A 12,312-nucleotide genomic window follows, 5' to 3' on the forward strand; every position below is an offset into this window, starting at 1 on the left:
CTGCGACAAGAGCGTCAAACTCTTGCGGGGTGAGATGGTGCGTCACCTCCGTGTGCGCCCGCTTGACCGGAATGGCGAGAACGCGCTGGGCAATGGCCAGCGCTGCCGGGTCGTTCGTAGCGACATGGTAAAAAAACGACCGGATCGCCGCCAAGCGGGCATTGCGAGTTTGGATCGTATTCTGCCGCTTCGTCTCAAGTTCATCGAGAAAAGCGAGGACGCAGTCCCGATCGAGATCGGCAACGGTCAATGCGCATGGCTTGCGTTTCGTCCGCTCTGCGGCGAACAAGATCAGCAGGCGCAATGCGTCGCGGTAGCTGGCAAGGGGGTTTTGTCGCAAACTTTTTAAAAGGCCGCAGAAGCGGCCATCGCTGGACACAGTTATGCAGCGAGTGCGGCGAATTGCTGAAATGCCGATTGGCCACTGGTTGAAAATTGGCGCTTGCGGATCATGTGAGCCACCTCGATACCATCCAGTGTTGCTGACGCAGACTGAAAGGATTTGAAGCCCTTCATGGGGCGGGTCAGCTTCTTGATAAACCGGTGGTCCTGCTCAATCGTGTTGTTGAGGTATTTGACCTGCAGGATCTCGATCAGCCAGAACCATCCATACAACAACAGCAGCCAGTTGATGTTTTGCAATCCTGCCAGGTTCGCGCCGCTCTTGTCGATGACGACCTTTTCGGGCCAGCCATTGGTCTTAATCGTGCGGGCGAAGAAAGCGCAGGCCGCGGCCTCATCGCGGTGCTCAGACAGCATGAAATCAAGGGTTTTGCCGAATTTGTCGACAGCCCGATAGAAATAGGTCCACTTGCCTTTGACCTGGATATAGGTCTCGTCCATCCGCCAGGAGCTGCTGGTTGCGGATTTGCGCCGCTGGGCCTGGCAGGCAATCAGGGGCGAATATTTCACGAACCATCTGTTCAGCGTCGCGTGGTCAACGGTAACGCCGCGCTCGGCCATAATCTCTTCCAGATCACGATAGGAGACCGCATATCTCACGTAGAAAAATACCGCGTATAAAATCACGTCTTTCGGGTAATGACTGCCTTTGAAATCGACCATGATCGGGAAACTCAATCTGCCTGCTCATCTTCAACCCGGATCTACGCCTACCATACTGGTTGCAAACCCGGTGAAAAGTTTTGCGACAGAACCATAGAAGATAGGCTTCTTTGACGCCTCTATTTTAGCGAGAAGGTAGCCCCCATCTTCTTCGCCGGCCAGGATGGCAACAATTGCTGACGCATCTAGGAACATCAAACCTCCCACATATCGTCAGTGAATTTCTTCATGTCGAAATCAGGCTTGTTCGGTCCCATCCTAGCCTGCACGCTATCCTGAATCTTTCTGACGCGCTCTTTAAGTGGTACAGCTTGTTCCGCTCGCGCGAGTTCGTTCTGCAGTGCGCGTCGGACCGCTTCGGTCTTCGTGGGAGCTTTCGTGACCTGCTGGACCTTTTTCGCCAGCGCATCGACATCATCGTCGCGAATGTAGAGAGACATGGTTTTCTCCTGTCGAATATCCCGCGCAACATATACGCATATTTTGGGATGAATATACACCCTTTCAAGATAGGGCGCACCTAGCGTTAGCCAGGTGCGCCGCTCTGGGGCAGTTCGGAAGGAGAGGAACGAGCCGCCCAAGCAATCACTCAGCGGCAATATCACCAGCCTCTTCCTGCTCCTGCTCCACGTCATCGACGGGCTCTACAGCGCGAAGGCGCAATGGCTGCGGTAGCCAATTCGTCCCGCGAAGGATGTGAAGCGTCGTAGTGACGGCATCCGCCTTCGTGTCCTTCTCCATGCCCTTGCAAACTTCCTCATTGCCGCCAACCTCCTGCACGGCGGCGATGCCGATGGCTTTCGGAACGCGGTTGAAGAATGAGAGCGGCAGTGCAAAAACCGGCCAGGGTAGCGGCGGAATAGTCCTGCCGCGGGCGGAGTAAAATCCGGCCACCTATTTCCTTTCTGCAATGAACGCAGGAGGGACAGGGGATCTACACCGTGGAACTTTATCTGAAGGTGCGGCTGGCTGTTTCGGAAGGGATGAGCCAGCGTCAGGCAGCAAAGCATTTCAACATATCGCGCGACAGCGTGCCAAGATGGTGTCGTATTCGACCCCACCCGGCTATCAGCGGCGATCACCGATCCTTCGGCCGAAGCTGGATGCGTTTGTTTCGACGATCGAGTATTGGCTGGAGGAAGACCTCAAGGTGCCGCGCAAGCAGCGCCATACGGCCAAGCGGGTGTTCGACGGCGTTGTTGCGTGGATCACCCGGCGACTGATATTGAGCGGTTGTTTTCAGTCTCCTGATCGGGATTTCGACGATGCCGCACACGTTCAATGCCGCTCGGCGGGACAAGATTGCCAAGCAGAAATATCAAGTGACGAATTGGCCGGCATATAATGAAAGCCTGCGTCAACGTGGTGATTTGACCATTGGGTGAAGGATGAGGCCCTGTCTTTATGGACGGCGCGGAGGCGGACATCGCGGGGTGGTCAGCCGAAATACTCGGATCTGGCGATTACGTTGTGCTTGACCCTGCGCGTCGTCTACGGGCTGGCGCTACGCCAGACCCAAGGCTTGATGCGCAGTGTCGCGGCGCTGATGGGGTTCGATATTGCCGTGCCTGACTTCTCCACCCTGTCTCGCCGGAGCAAAGGGCTGGCGTTGCCGTCGACAAAGTCCCGAGCCATAACATCAGGTCCGGTCCATCTGGTTGTCGACAGCACCGGCTTGAAGGTCTTCGGCGAGGGCGAGTGGCTGGACAACAAGCACAAAACCAAGGCCAAACGCAAAAGATGGCGCAAACTGCACCTTGGTCTCAATCTTGTCAGTGGTGAGATTGTTTGTTCCGATCTGACCGCGATGATGTCGGCGATCCGACAGCGTTACCAGGACTTCTGGACCAGATCGGTGGCCCCGTCGAGAAGTTCATTGCCGACGGCGCCTATGATGGAACGCCAACCCGAGATCTTCTGGCGACACGCTTTGGTGAGATCGTGGAGGTCATTATCCCACCTCCCAAGACTGCCGTTGCCAGCCCTCAATCGGTGCTGGTTCCATCTGTCCGCGATCGCCATATTGCAGAAATCCAGACCAAAGGGCGGATGGCATGGCAGAAATCCACCGGCTACAACAAGGGGGTCGTCTACATATGCGACTTCACTTCTTCGTCAGGTTCGTGCTGGTCGTGGCAAGAACGCCTTGCCCTGGCTTGTCAACCTGCTGTCGCTTGGCAGCTAATCGTGAGAATGCGGCCGTTCCGGTAAACCTTGGCACTTAAATATGAGAATCGTAAACGCAGATCTCCGTGCTTCGATGCAATCTCGAAGGGGTAAGGTCCTGTTTTCTCTGAAGATGTACGCCAACTGCCAAAATGCTTGACCATGATACACACCGCAGCCGAATCTCAGTTTAACTGGAAAAGGCTCGGCGCAGTTCTCAGTTTAAATGCCCATTCTCAAATTAACTGCAATGCTAACCAATTGATATCGTTGGGATGCGATTCTCACGATTAGCTGCCAAGCGACAATCGGCCTTGCGATCGTGAACGCAGAACTGGCTAAGGCAATGCTATGGTATCTGTCGGCGCCCACTCGATCAGCGAGATCGAGTACGGCCAGGCTGAGAACCGCGCCCGAGATAGCGGCTTTGGCATGTGGTCCGCGGAGGTCGACAGCCCGCACGAATAAGCCACTCGAAATCTTCCCGGATGCCGTGACAGCCAGAAAGCCAATATCGGGCAATGGCGCCGGCCCCAGTCGAAACCTTCGACGATTTGCTGCCACCAGCCTCGGATCGAGTCGCCATACTGATCCAACTCGCCATCCACCATCCGCGGACAGCGCGCCCATGCCATCTCTGCTTGAGACAATGCCAGGGTCAGTTTTCATTTTGCCCGATGTAATCGTCCCTCTCGCCGTGATTATCATGGAATACCAATCTTGCATGACGGCGAGAGACGACTCGGCCGTATGATACTGGCTGATGTGTCAAAGGAGAGGCCGCGATGGGCAGTACAGGTGATGAATCGTCGGACTCTAGTCCCGAACAATGTAGCGAGGCTGATACTTGGATCGCGGGTTTGCAAGGGGAAGATGTGGCCTCGAGCCGCTCCAGGCATTCGACCGCCTCGCAGGAGGAGCCGATAACCCGACAGCCGAAAAAAGAAAAAAAAGGTTGGTTCACAAAAGGCTTTGCAAAAGTCAAAGATGGTGTGAAGAAGCTCGTCGTTCCAAGCAGCGGCAAGAAATCGTCGAAGGACTGGACGCGCGAGCCGGAGGCTGTCGTGCAGCAGCTGAGCGATCTACATTTAGACAGTGGTGCAATTCGGCGTACCTCCATGGGTGGCTCGATGCGCATGCCGGCGCAGCCTTCCCTGCGAGACAACAACAGCAGCGCGCGCCACAGCACAGACGCGTCTTACGAATACGTCGAGACGACGTTTCACCAACATCATGCCAAGGCCACGCCTGCGGCCTCTGCCGAAGACACTAACCTCATCGACGGGGCGGCCGCGTTGGCCAGGATGCGTGGCAATAGTGAGGACTACATCAATAATAATCACGGCTCTCTTCGCGCATTATCTCAAGAGCTCAAATCTCAGGGCAGTCGTCTAGCTCAACTTAATGACGAGGAGCTGCAAAATTATGTTGACCGCACCTACCCAAAGAAAAAATCGCGCAACAAAACTTACAGCTCTGCGCTGGTCATGCTTGCGAACTATAGGACAGAACTCGGGATCGAGGGAGGCTCTCGGCCGGTGAATCAAGCGAAGCGCCGTCGACAGCGTCTTTCGGCACCCACTGGTCGCTGCTGCTCCTTTTTCGCTCCGATCGGAGCCTACGTCCGGCGGCCGCTCACTTCGACTCCTCCAACCACGCAAACATGGACTCTGCCCGGCAAATCGCAGGCATTATGGGAGTCACCGCCGGTGTAACGCCAGCTGTGACGAGTCAGCAGGGCAACGGTCGAGATTGCGGCGTCTATTTGCTGGAGGCGGCGCGGGCGCTGATTGAACAATTGGCACAAGGACAGCAATTGGACGCCAGCAACCTCCCCGGCGACCGGGGAGCGGTCCAGGCCCGATTGCGCCAACCGCAGGGCGATAATATTTGACCTGACAGCAGGGCAAGCCCACGCTAACCAGTTGGCAGAACCGATGCTGCAGGACATGCGCCAAAGCGATCGTCGCTTGCTTTGGCCCTTCAGCCAAAGGTGTACATTGATTTACTTGGAGAAGACGAGAGTATGCGGCGTCCACGCCCCATCGATTTTTCAGTTGCAGCGATCTGAGGTTGATCTACGGGCCGTCAAATGAGCTCACCGAAGAGTACCTGACGAGCTCATTGTGAGGCCTTGATGCGGGCGGCATAGGCCCAGGGCATCAGGGCATCGATGTCTTTGGCGAGGTGGCCGTGTGCGAGGCGGGTGAAGAGGTCGCACAGATAGGCGTGGGGCTCAACGCCGTTCATTTTACAAGTGCCGATCAGGCTGGCAAACCGTAAGCGCGATTTTCGATGCGTATTGACGCCTGTTCCACACCGAACGGCGGATAGCATCGGTCGCGGTATCCGGCTCTATTCGGTCGTGGAGGTCTTGGAGAAGTTGAACGGGAGCAGGTCGCCGATGTCGGCATTCTCTTCGCGCTGTGGCAACTCGGTGAGTACGTGGCGCAGCCAGATCAGAGGGTCGACGCCACAGGCGCGGCATGTCAGCATCAGACTGTAAATCACAGCACTGGCCTTGGCTCCGTCAGCAGTGTCGCTGAACAGCCACGATTTTCTTCCGGTCGCAAAAACCCTGATGTCGCGTTCCAGGATGTTGTTATCGATCGGCATCCTGCCGTCGCTGGTGTAGCGCGTCAGATAATCCCATTGGTTCAGGGTGTAGGACACAGCATCGCCGAGCTTGGTATCCGGCACGACCTTCGGCGCGATGTTATCGAGCCACGTCTTGAGGGCGTTCAGGACAGGCAAACTGTGCTGTTGCCGGAAGCGGCGAATGCAGGCGGCCTGCGTTTCACCGGCGTCGGGCTTTATCTCTCGCGCCTGCCTCTCGATCCGGTAGAGCTGCTCGAAGAACCTGAGCGCTTGCTCCGGCGGGCCGCCGCCATTCTTTCTTGCCTTGAGGGCTTCGACGAAGCGCCGCCTGGAGTGAGCCATGCATCCGACATGGGTTGCGCCATGCAATGTGCGCCAGGCTGTGTAGCCATCGCTCACCAATATGCCGCGGTAGTCACCAAGGAAGGTCTGCGGGTGGATCTGGCCGCGCCCGGGCTGATAATCGAGCAGTACGATTGGCTGGTCACTGTCCTCGCCGCTGCGATAGGCCCACATGTACGATGTGCTGGTGGCCTCCTTGTCCTTTTCCTTGAGGACTTGAACCGTCGTCTCATCGCCATGAATGAGAGGCTGCGATCGCAACCGCAGTTTCAGCGCATCATAGATGCGGTGCAGATGCTTCTCGCTTGAGCCGATGACCCAGTGAGCGAGAGCGCCGCGGCTGATCGGAACACCAGCACGCTCGAATGTCTGAGCCACGCGGTAAAGCGGTGTGCCGTCGACGTATTTGTGGACGAGCGCGAAGGCTAACGTCGAGGCGGTAGCGATGCTGCCCGGCAGGGGCTGCGTCGGCATCGGTGCGATCACGACGGGTGTGTTGATCCCGGTGCGGTCGCAATGGCGGCAAGCGTACTTGAACCGCACATTCTGTAGGACCTTTGCCTTGACCTCGATATGGAGCTGCTCGGTAACAGCCTCGCCCATGCGATGCATCTGACCCTGGCAGCAGGGACAAGACTTCTGATCGTCGGGGAGGTCATATTCGACGCGCTCGCGTGGCAGGTCTTCTGGCAGAGGTCTGCGTCCACGCTTCTTTCCCGTTTGACCTTCTACCGCTGGCAGGCCGGTGTCCGGAAGCTCGACAACATCGCCTGCTTCGCTGCCATCCTCGACCGCAGCCTCTTCGGCCTCGTTGAAGAGACGATCAATGTGCTTTTCACTGCGGGGGGCAAAGCGATGGAGTTTTGCCAGTGCAAGCTCTTCTTCCAGCTTGACGACCCGCTGCGAGAGCGCTTCCTTCTCGGCTTTGAGCGCAGCGATTTCGGCAGCATTGGCTGCCAATTGCGCCATCAGTTCTGCAATGCTCGGTTCGCCGGTGCGAGTCATCAGATTCTTGAATCTGAACCGCCCAGCCGCGTCAACTGCTCAATTCGACATCCGTCAGCCGGCAATCTGATATTGCCGCACCGGATGGCGCACCATTGCGTCGATATCGATGCCATCGAGGATCCAGTGAAGCTGTTCTGTCGTCAGCATGACCACCGGCACCTCGCAACGGGGCCATCTGAACCTGTCCTCGGTCAACCGCTTCAGGACCATCACAAAACCGGAACGATCAAAAAACAGCAGCTTCATTCGGTCACGCCGGCGATTGCAGAAGGCAAAAACCGCAGGCGCAAACGGATCCAGCGCCATCGTCTCCTGGACCAGGACCGCCAGGCTGTTGATGCCCGCGCGGAAGTCGATCGGTTCGCGATGCAGGTAAACCTTGAGATCACCGCCCAGTCTGAACATGACCCAGCGCTCCTATGATTGCTTCCAGCACTTCCACACCGGCGCACTCGACGGTCAGGCTGACCCCGTTCGGCAGGAGTGCGCTCACCTTGGATGCGGGAAGGCACTGGCTCAATGGCTTGGTCTTCTTCAGATCGCCAGCAGAACCCGAGTGCATATCCGGAGCAATCTGAACCGGAACGAACGCCGAGGCCAAAGGCAATTGACGCTCCGCTCTGGACTTCTTCATCCACTTCCGGACGAGATTCGCATTGACGCCGTGCTCCAGCGCCAGCCGCGAGACCGAAACGCCGGGTTCTAAGCACGCCGCGACAAGCTGATCTCTCGACGCAGGGTCATATCGACGGCGGCCGTCGCGACCAACAAGCCGTACCTGCAGTTTAGGAGCATCTTCATCCATGATTTGGTGTCCACCTATTTTTTGGTGGACGCTTCATGCCTCACAGCACTCCGCTACAGAAGGCGCACAGAAATTAGCGCTTACGGCAAACCGGGCCCAATTGCGGCCCCCTTCATCGTGCCCCGCAAAGAGCGCATTGCGGCGGTTCATGGCGGGGCGGCGGATCGCGTTTTTCACCAGGTTGGAGTCGATATCGACGTGGCCGTCGTCCAGGAACAGCCGGAAGCCGTCCTGTCGCGTCAGCATATAGGCCAGGGCTTTCCCGAGGTCAGACTTGCGTGAGACGCGCTTGGCTTGCGCTGTCAGCCAGGTGAAGAACTCGTCCACCAGCGGGAGGGAGAGGTCCTGTCGAACTGCCCGGCGATGTTCGGGATCGCAACCCCGGATACTGTCTTCGATCTTGTAGAGCGCGGCGATCCGCACCAGCGCCTCGTCGACGATGGGCGATCCACTCTTTGGCGTGGCCTTGATCAGCTTTCTGCGCCCGTGCGCCCAACAGAAAGCCAGCTTCAAGGGATCGCCACCCATCCGGTCCGACGTGGCGAGGTGAGAGTAGCCACCGTAGGCATCCACCTGGATTGTCCGTTGAACCCGTCAAGGATTTCAGCGGCATATTCGCCTTTACGCCCGGGCCGGTAATGGAACACCACGCCCGGTGGCGCGCAACCATTCCAGCCGCGGTCGTCACGCAACACGGCCCAGAGATAACCGGTCTTCGTCTTGCCTCGCCCCGGATCAAGAACCGGAGCGGTCGTCTCGTCGACATAGAGCCGCGTGCTTTCCCACAGCAGCCGTTCAGCCATGTGGTCTACCACCGGTGCGATTTCGCTGCCCGTGCGCCCAAGCCAATCGGCCAGGACCGTGCGGTCTATCGGCACCCCGTGTCGCGCCATGACCTCGGCCTGCCGGTTGAGCGGCATATGTTCGGAATGTTTGGAGACGGCAATCTCAGCCAGAAGGGCTTCGGTCGGCCAACTCCCTTCCAAGAGATGCGCCGGCGCTCTGGCCTGGACGATGCCCGTTCGACCCTTGGGGCAGGCGTATTTCGGGCGGATCGTGACGATCACCTCGTAGCGCGCCGGAATCCGGTCGAGCCGTTCCGTCCGGTCTTCGCCGATCCGGACCATGTTGCCGCAACCACAGGGACAAACGATGCTCTCGGGCTCGATCACCCGCTCGACCCGCGGCAGGTGTTCGGGCAGTGCACGGGCCTTACGCTCCTTGCGAGGAGCGACCTTGTCCGGATCGGATGCGCTGGCTTCGATCTTTTTCTCGACGGCGGCAATCCGCGCCTGTGTTTCGGCAATTGCCGTTTCAAGGTCTTCCAGCGCCAGTTCCATCTGCGCCGGATCGAGCTTTTCCGATTTCGGCCCGAACTTCGTGCGCCGATAGTCGTGAACCTGCCCTTCAAGCTTCTCGATCAGTTCCTTCAACTCGGCGACGAACGCGTCCTTTTCGGCCACCACAGCCTGCTCATGCTGACGTGCAGCACGCTCGACCGACAGTTCGAACTGCATCGCCGCAAACGCCTTCACCACCTCTGGCGGAAGGTTCGGAAACAGGCTGAGATCAAGGGGTGACGACATGCGGCCTTATAGCAAGGCAGCACAAAAAAGCCAAATAAAACAATGCAAAGACCGCCGGATATTCACCCTGCCGCCGACGGCGCGGTCACCCGTTGCGCCATCACCCGTCGCCAGTCACGACCTTCGAACAAAGCCTCATATTGACCCCTGGAAAGACGCATCGTCCCATCCTGAACCTGGGCCAGGCAAAGTTTCCATGTTCAAGAATTTTGTAGGCTAGCACCATTCCGGTGCCATCCCACACCAGGATTTTCAGGCGATCACCGCGCTTCGACCGGAAGATCACCGTCACCCCGGAATGCGGGTCGAGCTTCAACTCGGTCTGCACCATCAGAGCCAGCGCCTGATGCCCACAGCGGAAGTCCACCGGCCGCGTTGCAATCAGGATCGGCAGTCGTTGGCCCGCGACGATCATGCCGTCCCTCGCATGGCTCGCACCAGGGCCGCCACACGTTCAACCGGCACATCGCCGGGAACCCGCATCACAACGTCCGGCCCGATCTCCAACGTCAAGACCGCCGAAACCGCCTCCGGCAGCGGCGGCGCCAAAACGTTCACAGCCTCGCTCGGCTCTGCCGCAATCGCCAAAGGCACAAATGCAGGCTCGGCATCGCCGCTTTCCGCCAGGTCCGACATAGACTCAAAACGCAGGGCCAGAATGCCCTCGCGCGCTTGCCGCCGCCAGAAGGAAAGCTGGTGCGGAACAACGTCATGACGGCGCGCGACATCAACAACTCGAACACCCGGCTCAAGGCTTTCCGCGACAATCCGCGCCTTCACATCATCGGGCCAACGCCGGTTTCCGCGGCGCGGCTCGACAACTTCGTAGCGCCCAACAAATCCATCATCTGCCATGCAAATCTCCAGATAGTTCTGGAAACCTTCTCGCACACGCAGCAAGCCTCAAAATATAGCCAATCCAATGGGGCGGAGACGGCGCTTACAGACGAGAGCCTGTCCATGCTCTTTGGCTTCGTAGCGCGTTGGTGCACGGATCGTTTAGTTAGTACTACTGTGTCATAAACTTCGTTAACGATTGATTGCGAGAATGGCGATTCAAGCTTCAAATGGAGGGAGCGATGGATCTCCAGGACGGAATCGAAACGAGTGAATCGCGTTTTGCGGCCTATGTCGAGACGCTCGCCTCGGCATTGGGTCATGCTGACCGGGTGGCGCCGCTGAAGGCGTATTGCACCGGGCTGCTTTTGCCGGGCGATCGCAAGAGCGTCGAGCCGATGGCGGCACGGGTAGAGCCCGGTCGTGTCCAGGCGGCGCACCAGTCTCTGCATCACTTCGTGGCGAAAGCGGACTGGTCGGACGATGCCGTGCTTGGCATCGTGCGGGCGCAGGTTCTGCCGGCCCTTGAGCGTCAGGGGCCGATACGCGCCTGGATCGTCGACGACACCGGCTTTCCAAGAAAGGGAAGCATTCGGTCGGTGTGGCGCGGCAGTATTGCGGCCAACTCGGCAAGCAGGACAACTGCCAAGATCCCATGGGAGGTGAATAGCGGCCGACGCTCTGGCAAAGTGAGGCTGCGATAACGCACTCACTTCATAGGAGAGACGCCGTCATGGAAGCTGTAACTTCCCAACCGCATACGCCGACCGCTATCCGCACTGATCTTGCCGCAATATTCGTATCATTGGAACTCTCTCGCTCAACCTGGCTGATCACATCGTTGTCGCCGGGAAACGGCGAGAAGATGTCGAAGCACTCGGTGGCTGGCGGCGATGTGGCGGCATTGCTGCATCGTTTTGCTCAGCTCCAAGAGAAGGTGCGGTCTCGTACGGGCAATCAGGTTCCGATCGTGAGCATTCAGGAAGCCGGACTTGACGGCTTCTGGATCGATCGTGTGCTGAAGGCGAACGGAATAGAAAGCTACGTCGTCGATCCAGCGTCGATAGCAACCTCGCGCAGGCGCCGGCGAGCGAAGACGGACAAATTGGATGGTGAGGCGCTGGTCCGAGCGCTGTTGGCTTTCAAGCGCGGAGAGCCGCGGGTGTGCGCCATGGTCAATGCACCAAGCCCTGAGGAAGAAGATCGCCGCCGGCTCTGCCGTGAGCGCAAGGTTCTGATCGCCGAGCGCGTCAAACATGTCAACCGCATCAAGGGCCTGCTCTTCGGTCAGGGCATCAGTGGTTACGAGCCGCTGCGCAAGAACCGGCGCAAGCAACTGGACGAGCTTCATACGGGTGATGGCCGTCCTTTGCCGACCCACCTGTCGCTTGGCAGCTAATCGTGAGAATGCGGCCGTTCCGGTAAACCCTGGCACTTAAATATGAGAATCGTAAACGCAGATCTCCGTGCTTCGATGCAATCTCGAAGGGGTAAGGTCCTGTTTTCTCTGAAGATGTACGCCAACTGCCAAAATGCTTGACCATGATACACACCGCAGCCGAATCTCAGTTTAACTGGAAAAGGCTCGGCGCAGTTCTCAGTTTAAATGCCCATTCTCAAATTAACTGCAATGCTAACCAATTGATATCGTTGGGATGCGATTCTCACGATTAGCTGCCAAGCGACACCATGCCATCTCTGCTTGAGGCAATGCCAGGGTCAGTTTTCATTTCGCCCGATGTAATCGTCCCTCTCGCCGTGATTATTATGGAATACCAATCTTGCATGACAGCGAGAGACGACTCGGCCGTATGATACTGGCTGATGTGTCGAATGAGAGGCCGCGATGCGCAATACAGGTGGGGAATCGTCCGACTCTAGTCCCGAACAAAATCTCGAGGCTGA

11 protein-coding genes and 6 pseudogenes are annotated in these 12,312 nt (G+C 57.9%); 6 read left to right on the forward strand and 11 right to left on the reverse strand.

The window, feature by feature from the left end; translation table 11 throughout:
* Positions 1-34 precede the first annotated feature (34 nt).
* Positions 35-349, forward strand: a complete 315-nt coding sequence (locus WGT02_RS39780) for a hypothetical protein (protein WP_225039942.1) — start codon at positions 35-37, stop codon at positions 347-349.
* A 32-nt stretch (positions 350-381) separates the two neighbouring features.
* On the opposite strand, the gene WGT02_RS39785 is transcribed toward WGT02_RS39780, so the two are convergent.
* From WGT02_RS39785 to WGT02_RS39800, 4 genes are all read right to left on the reverse strand, one after another.
* Entirely contained in the window at positions 382-1,065 is a 684-nt protein-coding gene (locus WGT02_RS39785; RefSeq protein ID WP_341353108.1) for an IS6 family transposase, read from the reverse strand.
* 30 nt (positions 1,066-1,095) lie between these two features.
* Positions 1,096-1,260, reverse strand: a complete 165-nt coding sequence (locus tag WGT02_RS39790) for a type II toxin-antitoxin system VapC family toxin (RefSeq protein ID WP_318246562.1) — start codon at positions 1,258-1,260, stop codon at positions 1,096-1,098.
* A complete protein-coding gene (locus tag WGT02_RS39795; protein WP_225039943.1) occupies positions 1,260-1,505 on the reverse strand; it encodes a type II toxin-antitoxin system VapB family antitoxin in 246 nt (81 codons plus the stop codon). Before WGT02_RS39795 ends, WGT02_RS39790 begins: the two co-directional genes overlap by 1 nt.
* A gap of 145 nt (positions 1,506-1,650) precedes the next feature.
* Positions 1,651-1,959 (reverse strand): hypothetical protein, encoded by a 309-nt coding sequence (locus WGT02_RS39800; RefSeq protein WP_225039945.1) that lies wholly within the window; start codon positions 1,957-1,959, stop codon positions 1,651-1,653.
* An 89-nt stretch (positions 1,960-2,048) separates the two neighbouring features.
* Between WGT02_RS39800 and WGT02_RS39805 the strand changes: the two are divergent.
* From WGT02_RS39805 to WGT02_RS39815, 3 genes and pseudogenes are all read left to right on the forward strand, one after another.
* A pseudogene (locus WGT02_RS39805) lies at positions 2,049-2,257 on the forward strand (IS21 family transposase); the annotation flags it as partial.
* 73 nt (positions 2,258-2,330) lie between these two features.
* Positions 2,331-3,276: pseudogene (locus tag WGT02_RS39810) on the forward strand (IS5 family transposase).
* 740 nt (positions 3,277-4,016) lie between these two features.
* A complete protein-coding gene (locus WGT02_RS39815; RefSeq protein WP_341353109.1) occupies positions 4,017-4,946 on the forward strand; it encodes a hypothetical protein in 930 nt (309 codons plus the stop codon).
* 406 nt (positions 4,947-5,352) lie between these two features.
* Here WGT02_RS39815 and WGT02_RS39820 read toward each other — a convergent pair.
* The 7 genes and pseudogenes from WGT02_RS39820 to WGT02_RS39850 form a co-directional block, all read right to left on the reverse strand.
* Positions 5,353-5,511 (reverse strand): annotated as a pseudogene (locus WGT02_RS39820) (transposase domain-containing protein); the annotation flags it as partial.
* A 75-nt stretch (positions 5,512-5,586) separates the two neighbouring features.
* Positions 5,587-7,176, reverse strand: coding sequence for an IS66 family transposase (locus WGT02_RS39825; protein WP_037069545.1), 1,590 nt, complete (start codon positions 7,174-7,176; stop codon positions 5,587-5,589).
* A 54-nt stretch (positions 7,177-7,230) separates the two neighbouring features.
* A complete protein-coding gene (tnpB, locus tag WGT02_RS39830; protein WP_037069548.1) occupies positions 7,231-7,584 on the reverse strand; it encodes an IS66 family insertion sequence element accessory protein TnpB in 354 nt (117 codons plus the stop codon).
* Positions 7,565-7,984, reverse strand: coding sequence for a transposase (locus WGT02_RS39835; RefSeq protein WP_037069550.1), 420 nt, complete (start codon positions 7,982-7,984; stop codon positions 7,565-7,567). Before WGT02_RS39835 ends, tnpB (WGT02_RS39830) begins: the two co-directional genes overlap by 20 nt.
* A 33-nt stretch (positions 7,985-8,017) precedes the next feature.
* A pseudogene (locus WGT02_RS39840) lies at positions 8,018-9,570 on the reverse strand (IS66 family transposase).
* 100 nt (positions 9,571-9,670) lie between these two features.
* Complete coding sequence (gene tnpB / locus WGT02_RS39845) at positions 9,671-9,985, reverse strand: IS66 family insertion sequence element accessory protein TnpB (protein ID WP_208250761.1); 315 nt, start codon at positions 9,983-9,985, stop codon at positions 9,671-9,673.
* A complete protein-coding gene (locus WGT02_RS39850) occupies positions 9,982-10,425 on the reverse strand; it encodes a transposase (protein ID WP_208250759.1) in 444 nt (147 codons plus the stop codon). The genes tnpB (WGT02_RS39845) and WGT02_RS39850 overlap by 4 nt, the downstream gene beginning before the upstream one ends.
* Before the next feature lie 224 nt (positions 10,426-10,649).
* On the opposite strand from WGT02_RS39850, the pseudogene WGT02_RS39855 reads away from it, so the two are divergent.
* A pseudogene (locus WGT02_RS39855) lies at positions 10,650-11,056 on the forward strand (transposase); the annotation flags it as partial.
* An 84-nt stretch (positions 11,057-11,140) separates the two neighbouring features.
* Positions 11,141-11,791: pseudogene (locus WGT02_RS39860) on the forward strand (transposase); the annotation flags it as partial.
* Between the last annotated feature and the right edge of the window lie 521 nt (positions 11,792-12,312).

Source organism: Rhizobium sp. T1470 (assembly GCF_042140505.1).
Taxonomy (GTDB): domain Bacteria; phylum Pseudomonadota; class Alphaproteobacteria; order Rhizobiales; family Rhizobiaceae; genus Rhizobium; species Rhizobium favelukesii.